General features: G+C 71.7%; 25 protein-coding genes. 11 read left to right on the top strand and 14 right to left on the bottom strand.

Annotated elements, in window-relative coordinates; genetic code table 11:
* Nucleotides 1-13: 13 nt before the first annotated feature.
* Nucleotides 14-673 (bottom strand): tRNA (adenosine(37)-N6)-threonylcarbamoyltransferase complex dimerization subunit type 1 TsaB, encoded by a 660-nt coding sequence (gene tsaB, locus B072_RS0102795; protein WP_018528401.1) that lies wholly within the window; start codon nucleotides 671-673, stop codon nucleotides 14-16.
* Between the two features lie 119 nt (nucleotides 674-792).
* On the opposite strand from tsaB, the gene B072_RS0102790 reads away from it, so the two are divergent.
* Nucleotides 793-1,347: a L,D-transpeptidase gene (locus tag B072_RS0102790; RefSeq protein WP_026245383.1), complete on the top strand. Its 555-nt coding sequence runs from the start codon at nucleotides 793-795 to the stop codon at nucleotides 1,345-1,347.
* Between the two features lie 361 nt (nucleotides 1,348-1,708).
* On the opposite strand, the gene tsaE is transcribed toward B072_RS0102790, so the two are convergent.
* The 4 genes from tsaE to B072_RS0102770 all read right to left on the bottom strand — a co-directional run bounded on the left by tsaE (nucleotide 1,709) and on the right by B072_RS0102770 (nucleotide 5,742).
* Nucleotides 1,709-2,248, bottom strand: a complete 540-nt coding sequence (gene tsaE, locus B072_RS0102785; RefSeq protein ID WP_018528399.1) for a tRNA (adenosine(37)-N6)-threonylcarbamoyltransferase complex ATPase subunit type 1 TsaE — start codon at nucleotides 2,246-2,248, stop codon at nucleotides 1,709-1,711.
* On the bottom strand, nucleotides 2,211-3,449 hold the full coding sequence (locus B072_RS0102780; RefSeq protein ID WP_018528398.1) for an alpha/beta hydrolase: 1,239 nt from the start codon (nucleotides 3,447-3,449) through the stop codon (nucleotides 2,211-2,213). The genes tsaE and B072_RS0102780 overlap by 38 nt, the downstream gene beginning before the upstream one ends.
* 119 nt (nucleotides 3,450-3,568) lie before the next feature.
* The gene (gene alr / locus B072_RS0102775; protein ID WP_018528397.1) at nucleotides 3,569-4,777 is read right to left on the bottom strand and encodes an alanine racemase; all 1,209 of its coding nucleotides are present in this window, start codon (nucleotides 4,775-4,777) and stop codon (nucleotides 3,569-3,571) included.
* Nucleotides 4,778-4,821: 44 nt separating this feature from the next.
* Nucleotides 4,822-5,742: a L,D-transpeptidase family protein gene (locus tag B072_RS0102770; protein WP_018528396.1), complete on the bottom strand. Its 921-nt coding sequence runs from the start codon at nucleotides 5,740-5,742 to the stop codon at nucleotides 4,822-4,824.
* A gap of 158 nt (nucleotides 5,743-5,900) precedes the next feature.
* On the opposite strand from B072_RS0102770, the gene B072_RS0102765 reads away from it, so the two are divergent.
* From B072_RS0102765 to B072_RS0102755, 3 genes are read left to right on the top strand one after another with little or no spacing between them, the layout of a single operon-like run.
* Nucleotides 5,901-6,479, top strand: a complete 579-nt coding sequence (locus tag B072_RS0102765; RefSeq protein ID WP_026245382.1) for a TetR/AcrR family transcriptional regulator — start codon at nucleotides 5,901-5,903, stop codon at nucleotides 6,477-6,479.
* Nucleotides 6,476-7,315 carry an alpha/beta hydrolase gene (locus B072_RS0102760; RefSeq protein WP_018528394.1) on the top strand — a complete coding sequence of 280 codons (840 nt, stop codon included), beginning with the start codon at nucleotides 6,476-6,478 and terminating at the stop codon, nucleotides 7,313-7,315. The genes B072_RS0102765 and B072_RS0102760 overlap by 4 nt, the downstream gene beginning before the upstream one ends.
* A 1-nt stretch (nucleotide 7,316) precedes the next feature.
* Nucleotides 7,317-8,750 (top strand): NAD(P)H-hydrate dehydratase, encoded by a 1,434-nt coding sequence (locus B072_RS0102755; protein ID WP_018528393.1) that lies wholly within the window; start codon nucleotides 7,317-7,319, stop codon nucleotides 8,748-8,750.
* 200 nt (nucleotides 8,751-8,950) lie between these two features.
* Here B072_RS0102755 and B072_RS0102750 read toward each other — a convergent pair whose 3' ends face one another.
* Nucleotides 8,951-10,000, bottom strand: coding sequence for an Lrp/AsnC family transcriptional regulator (locus B072_RS0102750; protein ID WP_018528392.1), 1,050 nt, complete (start codon nucleotides 9,998-10,000; stop codon nucleotides 8,951-8,953).
* Nucleotides 10,001-10,089: 89 nt separating this feature from the next.
* Here B072_RS0102750 and B072_RS0102745 point away from each other — a divergent pair, with 89 nt between their 5' ends.
* On the top strand, nucleotides 10,090-11,379 hold the full coding sequence (locus tag B072_RS0102745; RefSeq protein ID WP_018528391.1) for an MFS transporter: 1,290 nt from the start codon (nucleotides 10,090-10,092) through the stop codon (nucleotides 11,377-11,379).
* Nucleotides 11,376-12,650 (top strand): amidohydrolase, encoded by a 1,275-nt coding sequence (locus B072_RS0102740; RefSeq protein ID WP_018528390.1) that lies wholly within the window; start codon nucleotides 11,376-11,378, stop codon nucleotides 12,648-12,650. The genes B072_RS0102745 and B072_RS0102740 overlap by 4 nt, the downstream gene beginning before the upstream one ends.
* Before the next feature lie 16 nt (nucleotides 12,651-12,666).
* On the opposite strand, the gene B072_RS0102735 is transcribed toward B072_RS0102740, so the two are convergent.
* Both B072_RS0102735 and B072_RS0102730 read right to left on the bottom strand, forming a co-directional pair.
* The gene (locus B072_RS0102735; protein ID WP_018528389.1) at nucleotides 12,667-13,182 is read right to left on the bottom strand and encodes an SMI1/KNR4 family protein; all 516 of its coding nucleotides are present in this window, start codon (nucleotides 13,180-13,182) and stop codon (nucleotides 12,667-12,669) included.
* A 26-nt stretch (nucleotides 13,183-13,208) separates the two neighbouring features.
* Nucleotides 13,209-13,781 carry a DUF4240 domain-containing protein gene (locus B072_RS0102730; protein WP_018528388.1) on the bottom strand — a complete coding sequence of 191 codons (573 nt, stop codon included), beginning with the start codon at nucleotides 13,779-13,781 and terminating at the stop codon, nucleotides 13,209-13,211.
* A gap of 136 nt (nucleotides 13,782-13,917) precedes the next feature.
* On the opposite strand from B072_RS0102730, the gene B072_RS0102725 reads away from it, so the two are divergent.
* Nucleotides 13,918-14,271 (top strand): hypothetical protein, encoded by a 354-nt coding sequence (locus B072_RS0102725; protein ID WP_018528387.1) that lies wholly within the window; start codon nucleotides 13,918-13,920, stop codon nucleotides 14,269-14,271.
* A 24-nt stretch (nucleotides 14,272-14,295) separates the two neighbouring features.
* On the opposite strand, the gene B072_RS0102720 is transcribed toward B072_RS0102725, so the two are convergent.
* Genes B072_RS0102720 through B072_RS42220 form a run of 3 tightly spaced genes read right to left on the bottom strand, consistent with a single transcriptional unit; the run spans nucleotide 14,296 to nucleotide 16,183 of the window.
* The gene (locus B072_RS0102720; protein ID WP_018528386.1) at nucleotides 14,296-15,171 is read right to left on the bottom strand and encodes a hypothetical protein; all 876 of its coding nucleotides are present in this window, start codon (nucleotides 15,169-15,171) and stop codon (nucleotides 14,296-14,298) included.
* Between the two features lie 28 nt (nucleotides 15,172-15,199).
* On the bottom strand, nucleotides 15,200-15,571 hold the full coding sequence (locus B072_RS0102715; RefSeq protein ID WP_018528385.1) for a holo-ACP synthase: 372 nt from the start codon (nucleotides 15,569-15,571) through the stop codon (nucleotides 15,200-15,202).
* A 24-nt stretch (nucleotides 15,572-15,595) separates the two neighbouring features.
* Nucleotides 15,596-16,183, bottom strand: a complete 588-nt coding sequence (locus B072_RS42220) for a hypothetical protein (protein WP_199790997.1) — start codon at nucleotides 16,181-16,183, stop codon at nucleotides 15,596-15,598.
* A gap of 276 nt (nucleotides 16,184-16,459) precedes the next feature.
* On the opposite strand from B072_RS42220, the gene B072_RS0102705 reads away from it, so the two are divergent.
* A complete protein-coding gene (locus tag B072_RS0102705; protein ID WP_018528383.1) occupies nucleotides 16,460-17,311 on the top strand; it encodes a helix-turn-helix domain-containing protein in 852 nt (283 codons plus the stop codon).
* Nucleotides 17,312-17,319: 8 nt separating this feature from the next.
* Nucleotides 17,320-17,538 carry a DUF397 domain-containing protein gene (locus B072_RS0102700; protein ID WP_018528382.1) on the top strand — a complete coding sequence of 73 codons (219 nt, stop codon included), beginning with the start codon at nucleotides 17,320-17,322 and terminating at the stop codon, nucleotides 17,536-17,538.
* Here the strand turns inward: B072_RS0102700 and glmS are convergent.
* Both glmS and B072_RS48575 read right to left on the bottom strand, forming a co-directional pair.
* Nucleotides 17,499-19,340, bottom strand: coding sequence for a glutamine--fructose-6-phosphate transaminase (isomerizing) (glmS, locus tag B072_RS0102695; RefSeq protein WP_018528381.1), 1,842 nt, complete (start codon nucleotides 19,338-19,340; stop codon nucleotides 17,499-17,501). The two genes, B072_RS0102700 and glmS, sit on opposite strands and share 40 nt — an antisense overlap.
* A gap of 31 nt (nucleotides 19,341-19,371) precedes the next feature.
* On the bottom strand, nucleotides 19,372-19,533 hold the full coding sequence (locus B072_RS48575) for a hypothetical protein (RefSeq protein ID WP_018528380.1): 162 nt from the start codon (nucleotides 19,531-19,533) through the stop codon (nucleotides 19,372-19,374).
* Between the two features lie 235 nt (nucleotides 19,534-19,768).
* Between B072_RS48575 and coaA the strand changes: the two genes are divergently transcribed.
* Together coaA and B072_RS0102680 are read left to right on the top strand one after the other, a co-directional pair.
* A complete protein-coding gene (gene coaA / locus B072_RS0102685; RefSeq protein ID WP_018528379.1) occupies nucleotides 19,769-20,767 on the top strand; it encodes a type I pantothenate kinase in 999 nt (332 codons plus the stop codon).
* A gap of 34 nt (nucleotides 20,768-20,801) precedes the next feature.
* A complete protein-coding gene (locus B072_RS0102680; protein WP_018528378.1) occupies nucleotides 20,802-21,734 on the top strand; it encodes a DUF389 domain-containing protein in 933 nt (310 codons plus the stop codon).
* A gap of 285 nt (nucleotides 21,735-22,019) precedes the next feature.
* On the opposite strand, the gene glmM is transcribed toward B072_RS0102680, so the two are convergent.
* Complete coding sequence (gene glmM / locus B072_RS0102675; protein ID WP_018528377.1) at nucleotides 22,020-23,378, bottom strand: phosphoglucosamine mutase; 1,359 nt, start codon at nucleotides 23,376-23,378, stop codon at nucleotides 22,020-22,022.
* Nucleotides 23,379-23,454: the final 76 nt, after the last annotated feature.

Here is a 23,454-nt window from a genome sequence, read left to right as displayed (position 1 = left end):
ACGTCCACGGTCGTCACTTGGGGGTGACCACCTTGTAGTTCTTGGGCACCTGGGCGTCGGGACGGCGCAGGTAGAGGGGCCGCGGTTCGAGGAGCTCCTCGCCCGCGGCCAGCTTCTCGGCGGCGAGGGCGGCGAGCGCGGCGGCGGACACGTGCTCGGGGCCGCGGGCGTCCGGGAAGGTGTCGGGGTAGAGGCGCGCGCCCGCGCCGACGGCGGGCAGCCCGGCCACGGCTTCGGCGATGTCGGCCGGGCGGTCCACGGCGGCCTCGGTGACACGGGTGCGCGGGTTGTCGAAGCGCGCCCAGTACACCTCCTTGCGCCGGGCGTCGGTGGCGACGACGAACGGCCCGTCGACGCTGCCTTCGGCCTCGTACGCGAGCCCGTCCAGCGTGCACACGCCGAGCACGGGCACCCCGAGCGCGAGCCCGAAGGTGTCGGCGGTCATCAGGCCGACGCGCAGTCCCGTGTACGGTCCCGGGCCCACGCCCACGACGATCCCGGTGACGGCGTCCAGTTTCACCCCGGCGTCGGTGAGGACCCGGTCGACGGCGGGCAGCAGCAGCTCCCCGTGTCTGCGGGCGTCCACCTGGCTCGACTCCGCTACGACGGAGGAGCCGTCGTGCAGGGCGACGGTGACGGCGGGGGTGGCGGTATCCAGAGCGAGCAACAGCACGCGAACAGCCTACGACCACACAAGAGCGGACACGTCCGGACCGCCGACAACCCGGGGAGGGCCCGCTCCCGACTGCTACCGTCACCCGGAGAAGTCGAACACCGAGAGGCAGGCACCTGGTGGCACGGAGCAGCACCGGATTCGTGACCGCGCTGACCGCGGGAGCGCTCGCCGTGGTCGGCTTCCTCGCCTATCAGGCCTCGGCGAGCGCGCCGGCCGACCTGGGCAAGACCCCCTCGGACACGGCCTCCTCGTCGACGGCGTCCCGCTCCCCCAAGGAGAAGAAGGACCCGAAGGCGCTGCCCGCGCAGTCCGGCAAGGGCGAGCGCGTCGTGTACGCCCTCGGCACGGACCGGGTCTGGCTGGTCGGCGGCAACGGCAAGGTGCAGCGCACGTACGAGGTGACGCCCGGCAGTGTCGACCCGGCGCCCGGCAAGTACACGGTGACGTCGCGCTCCGGCGCCATCACCGGCACCGACGGGACGCCGATCGAGCACGTCGTGCGGTTCGCGAACACGGACGGGGTCGCGATCGGGTTCAGCGCGGCGGTCGACGGCTCCACGCCCGAGCCGGACCCGTCGAAGCAGACCGGCGGCATCCGGGAGTCGCGGGCCGACGCCAACGCCATGTGGGAGTTCGCCACGTTCGGGCGGCCCGTGGTGGTCGTGCCCTAGTTCGCCTGCGCGCCGTAGGGGTTCAGCATTTCTTCGCGGGTGCCGGCTTCGTTCGTGGTTGCTCGCGCGGTTCCCCGCGCCCCTGCGGGGCGCTGCGGCGGCGTCGAAACCGCTCTGGCCGCCGCGCACGATGCCAACAACTGCCCCATCGTCACCCCGCGTGCCACGTCCCGCCCTGCGAGCGGTACCGCGGCACGGCGCGCTCCGTCACGTTCCGATGTCGACATGGACGCCTCCCGAAGGCCGCCGGAGCAGTCGTGGTTAGGTAGACCTAACTACTTCCGGGTTCCATGTGAACACGCCGAACAGGCGTCGCGCAACATGATGCCGACGCCCTGTCGGGATGTACGGGTGCGCGGGCTCAGCCCGCGAGCGAGCCCAGGTCCGCCTCGGTCCAGCGCGCCCCGATGCCGTGCAGCGTCACCACGCGCACCTCGTCGGTGGTGTCGCCGGTGGCCCGGTCGATGAGCACGTGCAGGCGGTCGTCGGAGAGCTCCTCGACCTTGCCGTCGCCCCACTCCACGACGACCACGGAGTCCGGGAGCGACACGTCGAGGTCCAGGTCCTCCATCTCGTCGAGCCCGCCGCCGAGGCGGTACGCGTCGACGTGCACCAGGGCAGGCCCCTCGCCGAGCGGCGGGTGGACGCGGGCGATCACGAACGTCGGCGAGGTCACCGCGCCGCGCACCCCCAGGCCCGCGCCGAGCCCGCGGGTCAGGGTCGTCTTGCCCGCGCCCAGTTCACCGGTGAGCATCACGAGGTCGCCGGGGCGCAGTCGTTTCGCCAGGGCGAGGCCCAACTCCCGCATCTCGTCCGGGGAGTTGACGGTGATGGTGGTGACGGTCGTGCCGGGGGTGGCGGGTTCACCCGCCGGGTTGTGCGGTGCTGCCGGTGTCTCCATAAATCCCCACGGTAGCCGCTGCCGGAACCGCTCCCGTACGGGCCAGCAGATCGGCGAGGCGGTCCGTGACGACCTCGGGGTGCTCCAGCATCACCAGGTGCCCGGCGTCCGGCACGAGCACGAACTCGGCGTCCGGGAGCAGCTGGGCGATCGCCTCGCTGTGCTCGCTCGGCGTGACGAGATCCTGCTCGCCCGCGAGGACGAGGGCCGGCAGCTCGGCGAAGGAGGCGAGCGCTGCCGTCTTGTCGTGCTCCTGGAACGCCGGGTAGAACTCGGCGACCACGTCGATCGGCGTGCCCTCGATCATCCGCTCGGCGAACCGGGCGATCGCCGGGTCGACGTCACGGGTCGCGAACGAGTACCGCTTGATGATCCCGGCGAACAGGTCGGCAGTGGCCCTGCGCCCCTTCTCGACCAGCTCGGCCCGCTGCCCGAGCACCTTCAGGACGCCGGGGAGCACCCGCCGCACCGCGTTCACCCCGGCCACCGGCAGGCCGTAGTTGACCTCGCCGAGCTTCCCCGACGACGTACCCACGAGGGCCACTCCGACGACACGGTCGCGGACGAGGTCGGGATGCTGGTCGGCGAGGGCCATCACGGTCATGCCGCCCATGGAGTGGCCGACGAGGACGACCGGGCCCTCGGGCGCGGCCGCGTCGATGACGGCCTTGAGGTCGCCGCCGAGCGTGTCGATGGAGACCGGCCTGCCGTGCTCGACCTGCTCCACGCCCCGACCGGAGCGGCCGTGGCTGCGCTGGTCCCAGTACACGCAGCGGACGACGCCGCGCAGGGCCGCGCGCTGGAAGTGCCAGGAGTCCTGGTTCAGGCAGTAGCCGTGGCTGAAGACGACGGTGACGGGCGCCGGGGTCTTGCGGCCGAACAGGCGCCGCCTGCGCCCGCCGGTGCCGCCGCCGCTGTCCGGCTCGGGCTCGTCGACCTCGAAGTACAGCTCGGTGCCGTCGGCGGCGTACGCCCGGCCGGGGACGCCCCGCAGCGAGCCGTAGGGACCCGACGCGTCGAGGGCGAGCCGCGCCTTCTTGCGCATCCCGCGCCCCACGGTGAGCCGCTCGACGGCGACTCCGGCGGCGGCGCCCGCGGCGACCACGCCTATCGCGGCGCCCGCGAGGCCGGCCCGCCGCCAGCTCCCCGAAGCAGCCGCTTCGGTGACGGCCGCCGTGGCCTGTGCGCTGGTCTCGCTCACGTGCCGCTCCCTCGCTGCGCGCCGGTGCTTCGCTGTGCCCTGTTACCCGTTCGGTTCGTGCTTCACATAACCAGTAGTCAACCTGGCCCCCGCGGGGTCCGCGCAACCTGTGGCGGTCGTCACGCGCCGGCGGCGTCTCCCGCGTCGCCCTCGTGGCCCGCGCCGACGGCGTCTCCCGCGTCGCCCTCTTCGACGTAGACGCGCGGAACGCGGGAACCGATCCGCGTGACGATCTCGTACGCGATGGTGCCCGACGCCGACGCCCAGTCCTCGGCGGTCGGCTCGCCCCCGTCCCCGGGGCCGAACAGGACCGCCTCGTCGCCCGCGGCCGGCTCGTCGCCGCCGAGGTCGACGACGAACTGGTCCATCGCGACCCGGCCCGCGACCGTGCGCCGCTTGCCGCCGATCAGGACGGGACCGGTGCCGGAGGCGTGCCGGGGCACGCCGTCCGCGTAGCCGAGCGGGACGAGGCCGAGGGTCGTGGGACCCGGTGTGACGTAGTGATGCCCGTAACTGACGCCGAGGCCACCCGGCGCGTGCTTCACGAGCGCGAGCGACGCCTTGAGGGACATGACCGGGCGCAGCCCGAAGTCCTCGGGGGTGCCGAGCTCGGGGCTGGGCGAGATCCCGTACATGGCGATGCCGGGGCGGACGAGGTCGAAGTGGGTCTCGGGGAGGGTGAGCGTGCCCGGCGAGTTGGCGATGTGCCGCACTTCCGGCGTGATGCCTTCCGCCTCCGCGTACCCGACCATCTCGCGGAACGTGTCGAGCTGGGCGGCGATCGACGGGTGCCCCGGCTCGTCGGCGCACGCGAAGTGCGACCACAGGCCGGTGACGGTGACGAGTCCGGCGCGCTGCGCGGTGAGCGCCTCGCGGATCAGCTCGGGCCAGTCGGCCGGCAGGCAGCCGTTGCGCCCGAGGCCGGTGTCGGCCTTCAGCTGGACACGGGCGCGGCGGCCCGACTCCCGCGCGGCGTCGGCGACTTCGCGCAGCGCCCACAGGCCGCTGACCCCCAGGTCGAGGTCGGCCTCGATCGCCGCGCGCCAGGGCCCGCCGGGCACCCACAGCCAGCACATGATGCGGCCCTCGACGCCCGCGCCGCGCAGGGCGAGGGCCTCCTCGGGGGTGGCGGTGCCGATCCACTCGGCGCCCGCCTCCCGGGCGGCGCGGGCCACCGGGAGCATCCCGTGCCCGTACGCGTCCGCCTTCACCACGGCCATGAACGCGGCCCCCGGCGCGTGGGCACGCAGGGACCTGACATTGGCCTTGAGCGCGGCCAGATCGATCTCGGCGCGGGCGCGGAGCGGAGCAGTCACGTTCTCGTTCATGGTGCGCCCAGTCTCTCAGAGGGCACCGACAAGGCCTCAGAGCCTCAGGTTCCGGGCTTGCGTCCCCATACGTAGACCCGGTCGCCGCGCTCGAGGACACCCCACAGCCGCTTGGCGTCGCTCACCCGCAGGTTGACGCAGCCGCGCGATCCGGGCGGGCTGTAGACGTTCCCGTAGATGCCGTGGAAGGCCTGGCCGCCGCTGAAGAACTGGCTGTACGGCATGGGGCTGTTGTACAGCGACGACCAGTGGTTCTTGTGCCGCCAGTAGATCTTGTGCCAGCCGACGCGGGTGCGGTTGCCGGCGCGTCCGCTGCGGATCGGGACGGGCCCGTAGACGATCTTCTTGCCCTTGCTCACCCACATCAGCTGGCGCGGCAGGTCCACGCAGGCGAGGCGGTACGCGCGCGTGGGGCACTTCTTCGCCGCGTTCGGGTTCTTGCGGGCGGAGATGGTGCGCATCCGGGTCCAGGTGACGGGTCCGGCGAAGCCGATGTTCGGGCGGATGCCCTGCTTGGTCTGGAAGGCGCGGATGCGCCTGCAGTCGGCGGGGGACTGTTTCCCGTCGACCTTCAGCCCGAGCCAGCGCTCGACCTGGCGCTGGTAGGGGCCGGTCTTCTTGGTGCAGGTGACGGCGCCCCGCACCTCGCTGGGCGGCACGTACTCGACGAGCACGTCGAGCCCGTCGGGGGCCGGCATCGGCTCGATCGCGTCCTCGGCCGCGCTCGGCCGGTACATGTGCGGGGGCAGGACCTGGTCGGGCGTGTCCAGGTGCCAGGGCTGGTCGGTGGTGAGCGGGATGCCGGGGACGAGGCCGGGGGCCGGGGCGGGCGCGGCCGGGAGGGGCGCGGCGGCGGTCGCCGTCGGCGTGGGTGGCTCGGGGTCGGCGGCTGCCCGGCCCGCGGGCAGGGCCACGGCGAGGGCGAGCAGCGCGGCGAGTCCGCCGCGCACTGCGGTGCTGGTCATGGGCGTGAGCGAAACCCGGCAGGACTCCGGATCCGGGTCAGCCGCGCGGCAGGGCCCCCGAAAAGCGGTTGATCGGCCCATCGGAACCTAGGTACCGTAACCAGAAACCTAGGACCCCTAGGAAACAGCCTCGGCGCACAGGGAGCGGCGGAGTCATGATGGCCAGAGCGGGCCTGACCAGGGAGCGCGTGGTGGCGGCCGCCGCCGACCTCGCCGACACGGTCGGCTTCGAGAACATCACCGTCGCGGCGCTCGCCCGCGGCTTCGGCGTCAAGGACGCGAGCCTGTACGCCCATGTCAGGAACCTCTCCGACCTGAGCACGCGGGTCGCGATCGTCTCGGGCCTGGACCTCGCGGACCGGATCTCGGACGCGCTGGCGGGCCGGGCCGGGCGGGACGCCCTGCTCGCCTTCGCGCACGCCTACCGCGCCTTCGCCCTGGAGCACCCGGGGCGGTACGCGGCGACGCAGCTCGACCTCGACCCGTCGGCCCTCGACGACCACCCGGGCCTGCGCCGCAACCTCACGGGCCCCTACGCGCTGCTCCAGGGCTACGGCCTGGCGGAACCGGCGCTGACCGACGCGGTGCGCCTGCTGCGCAGTACGTTCCACGGCTTCGTCGCACTGGAGCTGGCGGGCGGCTTCCGGCACCACCGGGACGTGGAGCGGTCCTGGGCGAACGCCCTGGAGGCGCTGCACATCGCGCTCTCCCACTGGCCCGAGGAGGTGGACCGTTGATCACCGAAGGCTCGCTGCGCGTACCGGGCGCCACCCTCCACCACGAGGTACGGGGCCACGGCCCGGTGCTCCTCCTGCTGCCCGGCGCGGGCGGCGACGCGGCGGTCCTCGACCCGGTGGCCGACGCGCTGGCGGACACGTTCACGGTGCTCACCCACGACCCGCGCGGCTACTCGCGCAGCGCTCTGGACGGCCCGCACACCGAGCAGCGGGTCCCGGTCCACGCGGACGACGCGCTCCGCCTCCTCGACGCGCACTCCCCCGGCGAGCCCGCGTACGTGGCGGGCGCGTCCAGCGGTGCGATCGTCGCGCTCGATCTGCTGGCCCGCCACCCGGAGCGGCTGCGCCGGGTGGTGGCGCACGAGCCCCCGTCGTGGTCCGTGCTCCCGGATTCGGCAGAGCAGTTGGCGTTCTTCGAGGAGGTGCACGAGCTGTTCGTCACGGAGGGCCTCCAGGCGGCGGGCGAGCGCTTCCTGCGCGGGATCGGCGGCGCGATGCGCCCCGCGCCGTGGACACGGGACCCTCAACCCCCGCCCCGCACGCGGGAGATGCTGGCCCGCGTCACGGCGAACGCGCCCCTGGCCATCCGGTACGAGCACCGCAGTTTCGCCGCGTACGCACCCGACGTCGACGCGCTGGCGAAGGCGCGGGAGCGCCTGTTCCTGGCCGTGGGCAAGGAGACGCCGCCGCATCTGCCGTCCCGCCCGGCGACGGTCCTCGCCGAGCGCCTGGGCCTGGAACTCGCGATGTTCCCGGGCGCCCACAATGGCTGGTCGACCCACCCTGCCGAGACGGCCGACCTGCTCCGGGCCCACCTCCTGGGGGACACTCGATGACATGCGCACTGCCTACGACGTGGAAACGGTCCGGTCCGCCGAACGCGCACTGATGGCGCGCCTGCCGGACGGCGCCCTGATGCAGCGGGCGGCGGCAGGCCTGGCCGTCGCCTGCGCGGAACTGCTCGGCAAGGTGTACGGATCGCGGGTCGCCCTCCTGGTCGGCTCCGGCGACAACGGCGGCGACGCGCTGTACGCGGGCGCCCGCCTGGCCCGCCGCGGCGCGGGCGTCACCGCGCTGCTCCTCTCCCCGGACCGGGCGCACGCGGGCGGCCTCGCGGCGCTGCGGGCGGCGGGCGGCACGGTGCTCGACGCGGCGACGGAGTCCGCCCCGGAGATCGTGGGCCGCGCCGACCTCGTCATGGACGGCATCGTGGGCATCGGCGGCAAGGGCGGCCTGCGCCCGCGCGCGGCGCAACTGGCCGAGGCGGCACGGGGGCTCGTGGTCGCGGTGGACCTCCCCAGCGGGGTGGACGCCGACACCGGCGAGGTGCACGGCGACGCGGTCCGGGCGACGGCGACGGTCACGTTCGGCACGTACAAGCCGGGCCTGCTGATCGACCCGGCGCGCGAGTACGCGGGGGCGCTCCGGCTGGTGGACATCGGCCTGGAACTCCCGGCGGCGGACGCCGAGTTGGAGGCGTTGCAGCACGCGGACGTGTCCTCGCTGCTGCCCGAACCGGCCGGCGAGAGCGACAAGTACCGCCGGGGCGTGGTCGGTGTCGTCGCGGGCTCGGCGCGCTATCCGGGGGCGGCGGTGCTGGCCGTGGCGGGTGCCCTGCACGGTGGCGCGGGGGCGGTCCGGTACGTGGGCCCGGCGGCGGAGGCGGTCCTCGCCCGCTTCCCGGAGACGCTGGTGTCGCAGGGTCCCCCCGCGAAGGCGGGCCGCGTCCAGTCCTGGGTGATCGGCCCCGGCCTGGGCGACGACGCCTCGAACCTGCACGACGTCCTGACGTCGGACGTCCCGGTCCTGATCGACGCGGACGGTCTGCGCCTGGCCGGGGTGAGCGCCGTACGCGCCCGCACGGCACCCACGGTGCTGACGCCCCACGCCGGTGAGGCGGCGGCGCTGCTGGGGGTGGCCCGCGACGAGGTGGAGGGCCAACGCCTCTCTTCCGTACGGGAGTTGGCGCGTCGCTACGACGCGACGGTGCTCCTGAAGGGCTCGACGACGCTGGTCGTGTCACCGTCCGGCGGGCCGGCCCGCGTCAACCCGACCGGCACCCCCTGGCTCGCCACGGCCGGCAGCGGCGACGTCCTCTCGGGCCTGACCGGCTCCCTCCTCGCGACGGGCCTGAAGCCGGTGGACGCGGCATCGGTGGGCGCGTACCTCCACGGCCTGGCGGCCCGCTTCGCGGCGGACGGGGCACCGGTGTCGGCACAGGACGTGGCGGGTTCGGTCCCCTCGGCGTGGCGGGACGTTCGGGGGGTGTAGTCGTCTGCGGGGTGCGCTGTGCGGGCGGGTGCGGGCCGGTGGGGCTTCTCGCGCAGTTCCCCGCGCCCCTGAGGCATGCGCTCCGCGCAGCCTCCCCCGGGCGAGCGAAGCTCGCTTCAGGGGCGCGGGGAACTGCGCGACCAGCCACGACGCACCCGCAGACCGCCACGAAACCGCACCCGGCAGACGGCACCGCACCCTCACACCACCATCGGCACATGCCCCACCGCCCGCCCCTCGTCGTCCAGGACACGCCCCATGCGCTTGGCCGTGCGGAGGGTGACCGTGCGGTCCTGGACCGTCAGGTGCGGGAAGCGTTCGTCGAGGAGTGACTCCAGGGCCGTGATGCCGTCGAGGTCGCGCAGCCACACCGAGAAGAGCAGGTTGCACGAGCCGGTGACGGAGGCGCACAGCCGGATCTGCGGAAGCCGGGCGAGCGCCGCGCCCGTGGTGTCGAGCGCCCCGTGCGGGACGGTCGCGCGGTACGTGGCGATGGCCGGATAGCCCGCCACCTGCTGCGCCAGGTCGCAGCGGACCAGGATCTCGTGGTCCCGCAGTTCGCGGGCGAGGCGACGGCGCACCGTGGACTCGCTCAGTCCGGTGCGCGCGGCGAGCTCGGCCCAGCCCGCACGGCCGTCGACACCGAGCGCGGCAAGGAGGCGGCGGTCGAGACCCCCGCGCGGCCCGTGCCCGGACGAGCCGCCCAGCCCGGCACCGGCGGCGGGGCGCGCACCCTCCAGACGGGCGCGGCCCGCCGGTTCCAGGGCGCGCACCTTCCAGCCGCTGCCCTCCTGATAGACGCGGACGCCGAGCCGGGTGCGGGTGGAGCGCACGCCGGGCAGCAGACCGAGCTCGGTGCCGACCCGGCGGCCGAGCGCGGGCAGGTCGACGGCCGCGACGGTGAGGAACAGGTCGAAGTCGCCGACGACATGCTCGACGCTGAGCACCCACGGCAGCGCGCTGAGCCGCTCGCTCAGCTCGGCCAGCCGCTTCGGCCGGCAGCTGACCTCGACGTAGCCGACGGCCCCGGTGACCGGGCCCGCGTACGCCGTGACCCAGGCGAGGCCCTCACGGCGCAGCCGCGCCCAGCGGCGCGCGGCGGTCGTCGCGTCGATGCCGACGGCCGGTCCGATCCGGGTCCAGGGAGCGCGCGGATCGGTCTGCAGGGCGTCGACGAGCGCGAGGTCGGTCTCCTCGAAGCCTCTGACGGAATCCGGATCCAGGACGGCCCCACCGCCGCTTTCCTGCAATCTTCGCCCCTTTCCCCGCGCCGGCCGGAATCTGTCCCCACTTCCGAGCCGCACCACCTGATCGCACGCCCACTCTAGAAGGAGTGCCCGTGGCTCCACCGTCCCCGCCCCGCGCCAGGGAGCGCCTCGACCGAGGCGCGAAGATCACGGTCGCGCTGCTCTTCGGCGCCTGGCTGATCGACTACGTCGACCGGCTCGTCATCAATCTCGCGCTGCCCTCGATCGGCGACGAGTTCGACCTCAGCCGCACCGAGCAGGGAATCGCCGTCTCGGCGTTCTTCCTCGCCTACGCGGCCTGTCAGATCCCCGGCGGGATGCTCGCCGACCGGTTCGGCGCCAAGCGGGTGACCTGCTGGGCGCTGCTGATCTGGTCGGCGTTCACGGCGCTGACCGGGTTCGCCGGGTCGTTCGCGATCCTGCTCGTCGTGCGGTTCCTGTTCGGCGCCGCGGAGGGGATCTTCCCCGGCGCCTCGATGAAGGCGATCACCGAACGGACCACGCCGGGCCAGCGGATGAGCGCCAACGGCGTCGTGCAGTCGTCGAACGCCGTCGGCGCGGTCGTCGCACCGCTCCTCGCCGCCCCGCTGATCGTGCACTTCGGCTGGCGCTCGGCGTTCTTCACGGTCGCGGGCGTGGGGGTGTTCGTCCTCGTGGCGGTCCGGCTGTGGCTGCCCGAACCGAAGGCCGCACCGGCCGGGGCGGGGCCCGCGCCGACCGCCACGGGCGGCGCCCGCACCGTGCTGCGCTCCCCCGCCATGTGGGGCTTCGCCGCGATGTTCTTCGGCTACGACATCATCGTGTGGGGCCTGAACACCTGGGTGCCCTCGTATCTGAGCCAGGACCGCGGCATCTCGCTGACCTCGGCCGGAGCGCTGTCGGTGATCCCCGCGGGCGCGGCGGCCGTCGCCGTGATCGTCGGCGGGCGCCTCGCCGACCGGCTGGAAGGCCGACAGCGGCTGATCGTCGTACCCTCGATGTCCGTGGCCGCGATCGCCCTGATCCTGATGGCGACGGCGCCGACGACGTCCGCGTTCATCGCGTGGATGTCGGTGGCGACCGCCGCGTCCTCGCTCTCGTACATGCCCGTCTACGCGGTACCGCTGCGCAGCCTGCCGCCCGAACTCACCGGCGCCGGGGCCGGGTTGATCACCTTCGGCGGACAGTTCGCCGGGGTCGTCGCGCCCACCGCGATGGGCCTGCTCGCCGATGCCGCGGGGTTCGGGGCCGCCTTCGGGTTCCTGGTCCTGGGCGCCGTACTGGCCGCCGTGCTCGCCGTCGTCACCCCGCAGGACTCGGCCTCCTTCCGCCGCTCCCTCGGACTGCCCGAACCCCCCTCCCCCGACGCCGTAGAACCCGTAGAAAGCGAGCAGCACGCATGAGCACCACCGCACCCGCCGGTCTCGACGCCCTCCTGCCGGATCTGCGCGAGCTGTACCAGGACCTGCACGCCCACCCCGAACTCTCGCTCCAGGAGACGCGGACGGCCGGGATCGCCGCCGAGCGGCTGCGCGCCCAGCCCGGCTGGGAAGTGACCGAGGGCGTCGGCGGCACCGGAGTCGTCGGCGTGCTGCGCAACGGGGAGGGCCCGACGGTCCTGCTGCGCGCGGACATGGACGGCCTGCCGGTGTTCGAGGCGACCGGGCTGCCGTACGCGTCCGTGGACCGGGCCACCGACCGCGACGGCAACGACGTACCGACCATGCACGCCTGCGGCCACGACATGCACGTCACCTGCCTGCTGGGCGTGACGGCCCTGCTCACCGCCGGGCGGGACACCTGGCGCGGCACGGTCGTCGCCGTGTTCCAGCCCGCGGAGGAGACCGGCGAGGGCGCCAGGAACATGCTCGACGACGGCTTCGCCGAGCGTTTCCCGGCCCCCGACGTGTGCCTGGGCCAGCACGTGGGCCCGTTCCCGACCGGGGTCGCCGTCACCCGGCCCGGCGCGCTGATGGCGGCGTCCGACAGCTTCCGGGTGCGGCTGTTCGGCCGGGGCGGGCACGGCTCGTCGCCCGAGTCGACGGTCGACCCCGTGGTGATGGCGGCGGCGGTCGTGCTGCGGCTGCAGACGGTGGTCGCGCGCGAGGTCGGCGCCTCGCAGGCCGCGGTGGTGACGGTCGGCTCGATCCACGCCGGCACGAAGGAGAACATCATCCCGGACGAGGCGGAACTGAAGCTCAACATCCGCTCCGTCGACCCCGTCGTACGGGAGAAGGTGCTCGCCTCGGTGCGCCGCATCATCGAGGCCGAGGCGACGGCGTCGGCGGCCCCCAAGCCCCCGGAGATCACGCCCCTCAACGCCTTCCCGCTCACCGTGAACACGCGGGACGCCACCGAGTCGACGGTCGCCGCGCTGCGCGGGGCGCTCGGCGAGCAGGCGGTCCTGACGCTGCCGCACCCCATCAACGGCAGTGAGGACTTCGGCCTCTTCGGCACCGAGCTCGGCGCGCCTTCGGTGTTCTGGCACTTCGGCGGCGCCGACCCGGCCGCGTTCGCCGGCGTCGACGCCGACACGCTGGCCACCCGCGGGCTGCCCCCGTCGATCCCGATGAACCACTCGCCGCTGTACGCGCCCCTCCAGGACCCGACGATCGAACTCGGCGTACGGGCGCTGCTGGGCGCGGCGCGGGCCTGGCTGGCGCCTGGGGAGTGAGTCGGGGGCGGCCCGGTCAGCCCTCGCCGTCGAACGCCCCAAGAGGAACCAGCCGTGCAATGAACTCACCGAATGAATCCGCCACGCGCCGCGGCACCCGGTCCTCATCGACGTACGCGACGGCGGGCTCGCCCTCGGGGCCGCACTCGGAGTAATCGAGCATCACCGTGTCATGACCACCGGAAGGGGTGTCGCGGATCACCACTCCGATGTCCGGATACCCCCACTCGGACACCAGGTAGGCGCTCCCTCCGCCCGCCTCCGAGTCGATTCCCCAGGCGCCGCCGATCCCTCGTATCGCACTGATCTCGAAGTGATCGGCGGCCCACGAGGTGGGAAAGGTCGTGGGGCAACAACGGTGTCGCGGAACCCCTCCGTTCCGCAGGAGCAGCACCTCGACGTAGCCGCGGGGCAATCGCACACCGAGGTCGGCCTCTGCCCGACGGACCATGTCACCGTCGAGCGGAGGCCCCGTGCAGTAGTCGCTGTCGTCGTCGCTGTCGTCGTCGCTGTCGTCAAAGAGTTCCGGCATCAGAAGCCTCCGGCGCAGGATCGGTCTCAGTGGTGGGCACCGCGAAACAGCGCGGCCAGCCGGGGCAGTCGACGGCTCATTTCCTCGTCGTCGTCGAAGTCGAAATCCTCCCCCATGTCACCTGCGGTGCCATTCCCCTCATCGGCCCGGCGGAATGTCTCCCACGCTGTGCAGAAGGAATCCCCGTCACCGGTGATCCGCCGGAACGCCTCTACGGCTGCGTAGTTCACGTCCTCGTAGAACAACGCCTCAGGGCGATCCGGGTCGTTGACCGCCGGGATCACATCGGGGTGCGCCGCGAGGCTGTCGGGGTCGTTGGCCACCTTCCGGTACCACCCACGGCCCAGAGCAATCACTCCGGCCCGGAAGTCGATGAAGCTGTCGTCGGAGCAGCCGCCCCCGATGAGATAGGCCGCCGCCCACACGTCCCAGCGGTACAGAGCGCCATGCACCTCGTCGAAGCGTTCCGCGTACTCCAGGATCTCCTGCTGCGGCCGGTCCACGAGCTGCCTGACGAGGACCTCGTCAAAAGGCTCGTTCGCTTGGGCCGCCTCGGCCCGCGCGGCTTCGATGACGTTCCAGAACGTGTCGATGTCCATGGCCGCGCACTCTGCCACGCCCCTATGACAATGCCTCCGGTCCCAAATCCCGTGGCCGCGCCGCCCGAGCCACAGGTACGGTCTGGCTTCCCCGACCGGCTGTGCCCGCGGTCGCCGCGACGAGAGAGTTACTTCGATGACCAGCAGCCGAGCAACGACGACCCTGTGGCGCCCCACCGGCCCCAAGGAGCTGGACCTGGTCCGGGAGTTGAACTGGCGCGCCTGGCCGCCCCGTCTGCCCGAGCAGCCGATCTTCTACCCGGTCCTCAACGAGGACTACGCCATCAAGATCGCCAGGGACTGGAACGTCAAGCACGACGGCGCGGGTTTCGTCACCCGCTTCGAGGTCGAGTCGGATTTCGTGACCCGGTACCCGGTCCAACAGGCAGGCGGCCGGACGATCCTCGAACTCTGGGTTCCGGCCGAGGAGCTCGACGAGTTCAATACACACATCGTCGGTGAGATCGAAGTGGTGCACGAGTTCCACTGACCGACGCGGCTGTGGGCAATCGGCCTACGGTTCCGCCGGGTTCTCCCACTGCGCCCTCAGCACCCCGTCCGGGTCCGGCACCACGGCGCACCGGTCGCCCATCGCCTTGTCCGCCAGCATGAGTGAGAAGCCCTCACCCATGACCTCTGCGAGCGAATCGGCGCCACCGGGGTAGGACCGGTAGGCCAACTCGCCCGGAAGCAGCGGGGCCGAGAAGGCGGTGAAGTTGTCCTCCAGCAGCTCAGGCCTGGGGTGCAAGTCCGGCTCGGTAGCCACGCAGACCAGCGAACGCGGCCGCACGAGTCGGGCCAGTTCGGCCGCGTTCTCCCGAGTCACGCGGAACCATCTCCACCCGTAGGCGCCGTACGCCCAGCGCTCGCACAACAACGTGAAGCGTTCGGAGACCTCCGCCACCGTCGCCCAGAAACTCTCGTCCGCGACAGCAACGACGGGATTCAAGATCTCCGTGGGTTCAGGAGCTCCGTCGCGCCACCGAAGAATCACGTCATCGCCACGGAGCCCCGCCAAATCGGCGGCTACAGCTTGTGTCGTGCAGAGATGTACGGCCCCGTCCCATCCCGACTCGATCTGAAGCCGCCCCGGGGCGGAAAGACAGGCATACGGCCCGCGGCCGGCGGCCATTTCCTCGACAAGATCAATCGCTTGCGGGGCCTGGACCTCCGTACCGTTGCGGAGGCCTGGGTGCCCGTCGTCGAGGGGCTCGCTCACCATCAGGTAGGTGACCTCCAAGCGGTCGGCGCCGCTCTTCTCGATCACCGCTCCGAGCACTCGGCGCAGTTCCGCCGCATACGCACTCCAGGTAGCTGCGTCTCCAAGCTCCTCCCACACACGCTCGTCGCGAGGACTGGCGATCAGCTCCATGCCCAGTTCGCCGGTCAAGCGGCCGCCTCCGCCATCCGCCGAACCCTCACCCCTCCGCCACCACCACAGCGGACGCAACCCCCGCGTCATGACTCAGCGACACATGGAACCCGGCGATCCCCAACTCGGCCGCCCGCGCCGCCACCGTCCCGCTCACCCGGAGCCGCGGCTGCCCGCTCTCCTCGACGTACACCTCCGCGTCGGTCCACCGCAGCCCCTTCGGCGCACCCAGCGCCTTGGCCGCAGCCTCCTTCGCCGCGAAGCGGGCGGCGAGCGAGGCGACCCCGCGCCGCTCGCCGCTCGGCAGCAACAGCTCGCCGTCCGTGAACAGGCGCGCGGCCATCCCCGGCGTACGCTCCAGCGCCGCCGCGAACCGCTCGATCTCGGCCACGTCGATTCCGACCCCGATGATGCTCATGCCGAGCACCTTACGGTCGGGGGATCAACCGGCGTCGACGAAGAGATCCGCGGCGTCGGCGGCGTGGACGGCCCGCTGGGCCCAGACGGTGAGCTGGTCGCCGTCGGTGCAGGTGAGGACGCGCTCGCGGACATGCTCGGGGACCGGAACACCGCGCCATTCGAGAATGCGCAGGGTCATCTCCGCGCGATCCTCGATCCGGCCTTCTTCCCGACCTTCTTCCCGACCTTCTTCACGAAAGCCTTCGGCGACGGGGTTCCGGAAGAAGTAGTTCACCGACGTCATCAGGTTCCTCCAGATGTCCCGAGCCGGTTTGCTCGCCAGGCCCGACTCCACGAACTGCGCGAACATCGCCGCACTGTCGCGGTCGATGGTGTCCAGAACCGCCGCGAGCATTTCCAGTATGGCAGCGCAGCGCTTGCCCCGGGCGTGGACGATCGCCGAGAAGACGGCGAGCGACGGGTCCTCCATCGCCTGCTTCTCGTCCGTGATCAGCGGTACGTTGTCCGGCCCGAGTACGAAGGGACGAACCGTCACCGTCGGGTACCAGGACAGTCCCAGCCGGATGGGCTGTGCGGCCCAGCGGGCCGTGGCCCTGCTCTGCGTCAGCACGAACAGCAGCGGCTGCAGCTGGTACTCCCAGATTCCGTGGATTCTGTTTCGGGCATGCGTCAACTCCGGTCGCTCAGGGTGGAGTTGCGGTCGGCGGGCGGTGGCATGCCGCGTCCGTCATGGCAGGACGGAGCGGTGCGCTTCCGGAGCCCCGGCAATCCGCAGAGTGAGTAGCGCACCACCGACGGTGGACTTAATTATTTAGGTCTCGCAAGCGGATCGCGTAACCTACCGCCCGAACGAGTAACGCCGGAAGGCGAGTTGAGAGGAGCGTCGATGGCGCTGAGGAGCGAGCCGACAGCGCGCCAGATGCGCCTGGCGACCGAACTGCGCAGGCTCCGCAACGCGGCAGGCCTCACCAGCCGCGAAGCGGCAACCCTGCTCGGGGTGAGCCCCGCCCAGATCAGCCAGATCGAGGCCGCCCTCGCCGGGGTGAGCGAGAAGCGGCTGCGCCTCCTCGCCGCTCACTACGCCTGCACGGACACGGAGTTGATCTCCGCACTGGTCGCGATGGCCACCGACCGCACACGCGGCTGGTGGGAGGAGTACCGCGGATCTCTCCCCCACCCCTTCCTCGACCTGGCCGAGCTGGAGCACCACGCCTCACACATGAGGGAAGTCCAGTTCCTGTTCGTCCCCGGCCCACTCCAGACGGAGGACTACGCCCGCGCCGTCTACAGCTTCCGGACACCTGAACTCCCGCCCGAAGAGCTGGAGTTGCGCGTACGACATCGAATGCAGCGCAAGGTGATCCTCGATGGCCCGGCCCCGGTCCCGTACGAAGCGGTCATCCACGAGGCGGCGCTGCGCATCATGGTCAGCGACCGTGCGGCAGCCCGAGCCCAACTCGTTCAGCTCCTGGAACTGTCGCAGACGGACCATGTCGACGTCCGGGTCATCCCCTTCGCCCTGGAAGGATTCGCCGGCGCCGCCAGCACCATGACCCTCGCGGGAGGCACCCTCCCGCAGCTGGACACGGTCGTACGCGACGCACCACACGGTGCGGCCTTCGTCGACTCCGAGGCCCAACTCAACGCCTTTCGAACGCTCTTCCGTAAAGTGGAAGCGATGTCACTCGACTCCGCGCGATCGCGTGACTTCATCCACCGGGTCACGAAAGAGCTGTGAGGCACTCCATGGGCACCCCCGACACCTGGCGGAAGTCGTCCTACTCGGGGCCGGGCGACGGCGACTCCTGCATCGAGCTCGCCACCCACCCCACCCACATATCCATCCGCGACTCAAAGACCCCGGCCCAAGGCACCCTCACCTTCCCGGCCGGAGTCTTCACCGCATTCCTCGACGACGTGAAGGCCTACTCCACGGTGACCGACTTCGCCAGATTCCGAGGCTGATCCACCTCGTTCCCGCGCGCCGTGGCCAGCTCGCACGCGAAGACCTGCAGCGGCACCGTCGCCACCAGCGGCTGGAGCAGGGTGGGCGTGACGGGCACCCGGACGAGGTGGTCCGCGTACGGCACCACCGCCTCGTCGCCCTCCTCCGCGATCACGATGGTCCGGGCCCCGCGCGCCCGGATCTCCTGGATGTTGGACACGATCTTGTCGTGCAGGACCGAGCGGCCGCGCGGCGACGGCACGACGACCACCACCGGCACCCCGTCCTCGATCAGCGCGATCGGCCCGTGCTTCAGCTCGCCCGCCGCGAAGCCCTCGGCGTGCATGTACGCGAGCTCCTTGAGCTTCAGCGCGCCTTCCAGGGCGACCGGATAGCCCACGTGCCGCCCCAGGAACAGCACGGTGTCCTGCCCGGCCAGGGAACGCGCCAGCTCCCGCACCGGCTCCATGGTCTCCAGGACCCGCTCGACCTCCTCGCCGCTGCGGCCCAGCTCCCGTACGACGGCGGCGATCTCGTCACCCCACTTGGTGCCGCGCACCTGCCCCAGGTACAGGGCGACCAGGTAGCAGGCCACCAGCTGCGTCAGGAACGCCTTCGTCGAGGCGACCGCGACCTCGGGACCGGCGTGCGTGTACAGCACCGCGTCCGACTCGCGCGGGATCGTCGAGCCGTTCGTGTTGCAGATCGCGAGCACCGTCGCGCCCTGCTCGCGCGCGTGCCGCAGCGCCATCAGCGTGTCCATGGTCTCGCCGGACTGGGAGATGGCGATGACGAGCGAGCGCGCGTCGAGGATCGGGTCCCGGTAGCGGAACTCGCTGGCCAGCTCCACCTCGCACGGGATGCGGGTCCAGTGCTCGATGGCGTACTTCGCGATCAGGCCCGCGTGGAACGCCGTCCCGCACGCCACGATCACCACCTTGTCGACCATCCGCAGCACCTGCGTCGGGATCCGCAGCTCGTCCAGCGTCAGCTGGCCCTCGGCCCCGATCCGCCCGAGCAGCGTGTCCGCGACGGCCTTCGGCTGCTCGGCGATCTCCTTGAGCATGAAGTAGTCGTAGCCGCCCTTCTCGGCGGCCGAGGCGTCCCAGTCGACGTGGTACCTGCGCACGTCGGCGGCCCGGCCGTCGAAGTCCGTCACGGTCACCGCGTCCGGGCGCAGCTCGACGACCTGGTCCTGGCCCAGCTCGATCGCGGAGCGCGTGTGCGCGATGAACGCCGCGACGTCGGAGGCCAGGAACGCCTCGCCCTCCCCGACGCCGACCACCAGCGGCGAGTTCCGGCGCGCGCCCACGACCACGTCCGGCGCGTCCGCGTGCACCGCGACCAGCGTGAACGCGCCCTCCAGGCGACGGCAGACCCGGCGCATCGCCTCCGCCAGGTCCCCCGAGAACTCCTCGCCCAGCAGATGCGCGACGACCTCGGTGTCCGTCTCGGAGGCGAGCGCGTGCCCGCGCTCGGCGAGCTCGGTCCGCAGCGCCGCGAAGTTCTCGATGATCCCGTTGTGGACGACGGCGACCCGGCCCGCGTTGTCGAGGTGCGGGTGCGCGTTGGCGTCGGTGGGGCCGCCGTGGGTGGCCCAGCGGGTGTGCCCGATGCCCGTGGCGCCGGCCGGCAGCGGCCGGTCCACCAGCGACTTCTCCAGATTGGCGAGCTTGCCGGCCTTCTTCTCGGCGGCGAGCTCGCCGTCCGCGAGGACCGCGATCCCCGCCGAGTCGTAGCCCCGGTACTCCAGGCGCTTGAGCCCGGCGAGGACGACGTCATGAGCCGACTGTGAACCTACGTATCCCACGATTCCGCACATACGGGGCAGCGTAGGCCCGCATCCGGCCGGATCAACGGCCCCACACGATGCGGTCCCGCGCGTCCTGCACGAGGCCCAGGTACTCGGCCTCCTCGCAGCGCGGCTTGCTGCCCATCTCGTAGAGGTCGAGGCAGTCGTCCAGGTCCTCGCCGATGTCCTCGTCCGGCAGGTCCTGCGCGAGCTCACTGCACACCCGCTCGGCCCAGTCGTCACGTGGGCGCCTTCGTCCACGTAAACGGCGCAGCACGGACACGACGGTCACCTCCCGGCCCTCGGGAGCGGCTCCGTCCCTCAGGTCTGCGGAACCTACCGCTGTCACCACATGAGGTCCATACATGTGCGCACAGTGTGACGTCGGGGAGGCGGCGGACCACCCGGCGTGACGCACCCCACCTCCACGACCTGCCACACAGCCGTAACAATGGACTGTGATCTCACCGGTCTCCGAAAACCTGCGGAGCGCCCACCGGCACAAGCCGGAGGCGACTCCCTATGTCGACCTCACCCGCGGCGAGTGGAGCGCTCTGCGCGACAAGACGCCGTTGCCCCTCACCGCCGAGGAGCTGGAACGGCTGCGCGGCCTCGGCGACGTGATCGACCTCGACGAGGTCCGCGACATCTATCTGCCGCTGTCACGTCTGCTGAACCTGTACGTCGGCGCGACCGACGGACTGCGCAGCGCGCTCAACACGTTCCTCGGCGACACCGGGAAGAAGGGCTCCCAGTCCGGCACGCCGTTCGTCATAGGGGTCGCCGGCTCCGTGGCCGTCGGCAAGTCGACCGTGGCCCGGCTCCTCCAGGCGCTCCTGTCGCGCTGGCCCGAGCACCCCCGCGTCGAACGCGTCACGACCGACGGCTTCCTGCTGCCCACCAAGGAGCTGGAGGCCCGCGGCCTGATGTCGCGGAAGGGCTTCCCCGAGTCGTACGACCGACGGGCCCTGACCCGGTTCGTCGCCGACATCAAGGCGGGCAAGGACGAGGTGACGGCCCCCGTCTACTCGCACCTGATCTACGACATCCTCCCCGACGAGAAACTGACCGTCCGCCGCCCCGACATCCTCATCGTCGAGGGCATCAACGTCCTGCAGCCCGCCCTGCCCGGCAAGGACGGCCGCACCCGCGTCGGCCTCGCCGACTTCTTCGACTTCAGTGTGTACGTGGACGCGCGCGAGGAGGACATCCAGCGCTGGTACCTCAACCGCTTCAAGAAGCTGCGCGCGACCGCCTTCCAGAACCCGTCCTCGTACTTCCAGAAGTACACGCAGGTCTCGGAGGAGGAGGCGCTCGACTACGCGCGCACGACCTGGCGGACCGTCAACAAGGTCAACCTGCTGGAGAACGTGGCGCCCACGCGCGGCCGCGCGAACCTCGTCATCACCAAGGGGCCCGACCACAAGGTGCAGCGCCTGCGTCTGCGCAAGCTGTAGTCAACGCCCCGCCCGCTGCTGTTAGAAAGGCGTCATGCTGCATCTGCGCCTGATCACCCCGGCCGACACGACGGACGACGTGGTGCGCCTGATCGAGAAGACGGTCGGCACCGCGCACCTCGCGGTGCTGCCGGGAGCGGCCCGCAACCCGGTGGGCGACGTCGTCATGTGCGACGTCGCCCGCGAGGCCGGTGACGAACTCATCGCGGGGCTGAAGGAGTTGGGCGTCGACGAGACCGGGTCGATCGCCGTCGAGAGCATCGACCTCTCGCTCTCCCAGCGCGCCGACAAGGCGGAGGACGACGCACCGGGCGAGGGCGCGGACGCGGTCCTGTGGGAGCAGCTCACCGAAGCCACGCACGAGGAGTCCACGCTCTCCGTCACCTACGTCGCCTTCATGGTGATCGCCACCATGATCGCGGCCTGCGGTGTGGTCCTCGACAACGCGATCCTGATCGTCGGCGCGATGGCCGTCGGCCCCGACTTCGGCCCGGTCGCCGGGGTGTGCACCTCGCTGGTGCGGCGCGCCCCGCGCCTGGCGCTGCGCTCGCTGATCGCGCTGCTCGTCGGGTTCGCGGTGTCGATGGTGGTGACGGTCGGCTTCAGCTACTTCATGGACGCGGTGCACCTGTTCAGCTACTCCCAGCTGGAGGCGGACCGGCCCAACACCAACTTCATCTACCGCCCCGACTGGTTCTCGTTCGTGGTGGCGGTCCTCGCGGGCGCGGCCGGCACCCTCTCCCTGACGTCGGCGAAGTCGGGCGCCATGGTCGGCGTCGCCATCTCGGTGACGACGGTCCCGGCTGCGGCGAACGCGGCGGTGGCCTTCAGCTACAACGAGTACCAACAGGCCTGGGGTTCGACGGAACAACTGCTCCTGAACCTGCTGGGCATCGTCCTGGCGGGCACGCTGACGCTCCTGGCCCAGAAGTGGCTCTGGAAGAGGGCAGGGAAAAGCGCCCCGTAAGGGGCGCGGGGAACTGCGCGACCAGCCACGACGAATGCCGCACCCGGCCGCGCAGACAACGTGGCAGGCGCCTAGGGCCTGCCTCCCAGATCCCTCCTGCCCCGCGACGCCTGGCACGCTTCCCCAAGCTCTCGAACTTCGCTCGAGCAGGGGAGACCCCATTCGCCGCACCGGGCACAAGGCCAAGTACATCCAGTACGAGACCTTGCACCCGGCCCGCCGAGAGCACGCACCAGACGCCGCCGGGCCGCCCTTCGGGCGACGGAGGGATCTGGGAGACAGGCCCTAGCCGAGCGCCGACTTCACCACATCCGCGAGCCGCCCGGCCACAGTCCGAGCCTGCTCGATGTCGGCGGCCTCGACCATGACCCGCACCAACGGCTCGGTCCCGGAAGAACGCAGCAACACCCGCCCGGTGGAACCGAGTTCCCGCTCCGCGTCCGCCACGGCGGTGGTCAGCTCCGGCGACGAGTCGACCCGGGACTTGTCCACGTCCGGCACATTGATGAGGACCTGCGGCAGCCGCTCCATGACGGACGCCAGGTCCTTCAGGGTGCGCCCGGTCTGCGCGACCCGCGCCGCGAGCAGCAGCCCGGTCAGCGTGCCGTCACCGGTGGTGGCGTGGTCGAGCACGATCACGTGCCCCGACTGCTCACCGCCGAGCGCGTAGCCGTGCTCCTTCATGTTCTCCAGGACGTACCGGTCACCGACCGCGGTCTGCACGAGCGTGATGCCCGCCCGCTCCATGGCGAGCTTCAGCCCGAGGTTCGACATGACGGTCGCGACGACGGTGTCGTGGCGCAGCGCGCCCCGCTCCTGCATCGCGATCGAGAGCACGGCCATGATCTGGTCGCCGTCGACCTCGGACCCGGTGTGGTCCACGGCGAGGCACCGGTCGGCGTCGCCGTCGTGCGCGATGCCGAAGTCGGCCTGGTGCTCGACGACCGCGGCCTTCAGCAGGTCCAGGTGGGTCGAACCGCACCCGTCGTTGATGTTGAGCCCGTCCGGATCCGCGCCGATGGTGACGACCTCGGCCCCGGCCCGCGTGAACGCCTCGGGAGAGACGCGGGACGCCGCCCCGTGCGCCTCGTCGAGGACGATCTTCAGCCCGTCGAGCCGGTTCGGCAGCACGCCCACCAGGTGGGCGATGTACTGGTCGAGCCCTTCGTCGTACGACTTCACGCGGCCGACGCCGGAACCCGTCGGGCGGTCCCAGGGGGCACCGGTGCGGTGCTCCTCGTAGACCGACTCGATGCGCTCCTCCAGGGCGTCGTCCAGCTTGTGGCCGCCGCGCGCGAGGAACTTGATGCCGTTGTCCGGCATGGCGTTGTGGCTCGCGGAGAGCATCACGCCGAGGTCGGCTCCCAGCGCACCGGTGAGATGCGCCACCGCGGGGGTGGGCAGCACACCGACGCGCAGTACATCAACACCGGCGCTCGCAAGACCCGCGACGACCGCGGCCTCCAGGAACTCGCCCGAGGCCCGCGGATCACGGCCGACGACGGCGACGGCACGATGTCCTTCGAAGCTGCCAGCCTCACCCAGTACGTGCGCCGCCGCGACCGACAGACCGAGCGCCATCTCGGCCGTCAGGTCGGCGTTGGCCACACCGCGCACACCGTCCGTGCCGAAGAGTCGTCCCACTTGGTGTCCTCCGAACTGAAAACAAGTCGACCATAAGCCGAACGCCCCGGCAGCACACAAAGTGCCGCCGGGGCGA

The sequence above is a fragment of the Streptomyces sp. HmicA12 genome, assembly GCF_000373565.1.
Lineage (GTDB): Bacteria > Actinomycetota > Actinomycetes > Streptomycetales > Streptomycetaceae > Streptomyces.
This window is presented reverse-complemented; position numbering and strand designations above follow the sequence as displayed.

Coding starts and splice junctions, on each gene's coding strand:
- tsaE (WP_018528399.1), bottom strand. CDS start 2,248: ATGGAGACACCGGCAGCACCGCACAACCCGGCGGGTGAACCCGCCACC.
- alr (WP_018528397.1), bottom strand. CDS start 4,777: ATGAACGAGAACGTGACTGCTCCGCTCCGCGCCCGCGCCGAGATCGAT.
- B072_RS0102770 (WP_018528396.1), bottom strand. CDS start 5,742: ATGACCAGCACCGCAGTGCGCGGCGGACTCGCCGCGCTGCTCGCCCTC.
- B072_RS0102765 (WP_026245382.1), top strand. CDS start 5,901: ATGGCCAGAGCGGGCCTGACCAGGGAGCGCGTGGTGGCGGCCGCCGCC.
- B072_RS0102755 (WP_018528393.1), top strand. CDS start 7,317: ATGCGCACTGCCTACGACGTGGAAACGGTCCGGTCCGCCGAACGCGCA.
- B072_RS0102740 (WP_018528390.1), top strand. CDS start 11,376: ATGAGCACCACCGCACCCGCCGGTCTCGACGCCCTCCTGCCGGATCTG.
- B072_RS0102735 (WP_018528389.1), bottom strand. CDS start 13,182: ATGCCGGAACTCTTTGACGACAGCGACGACGACAGCGACGACGACAGC.
- B072_RS0102730 (WP_018528388.1), bottom strand. CDS start 13,781: ATGGACATCGACACGTTCTGGAACGTCATCGAAGCCGCGCGGGCCGAG.
- B072_RS0102725 (WP_018528387.1), top strand. CDS start 13,918: ATGACCAGCAGCCGAGCAACGACGACCCTGTGGCGCCCCACCGGCCCC.
- B072_RS0102715 (WP_018528385.1), bottom strand. CDS start 15,571: ATGAGCATCATCGGGGTCGGAATCGACGTGGCCGAGATCGAGCGGTTC.
- B072_RS0102705 (WP_018528383.1), top strand. CDS start 16,460: ATGGCGCTGAGGAGCGAGCCGACAGCGCGCCAGATGCGCCTGGCGACC.
- B072_RS0102700 (WP_018528382.1), top strand. CDS start 17,320: ATGGGCACCCCCGACACCTGGCGGAAGTCGTCCTACTCGGGGCCGGGC.
- glmS (WP_018528381.1), bottom strand. CDS start 19,340: ATGTGCGGAATCGTGGGATACGTAGGTTCACAGTCGGCTCATGACGTC.
- B072_RS0102680 (WP_018528378.1), top strand. CDS start 20,802: ATGCTGCATCTGCGCCTGATCACCCCGGCCGACACGACGGACGACGTG.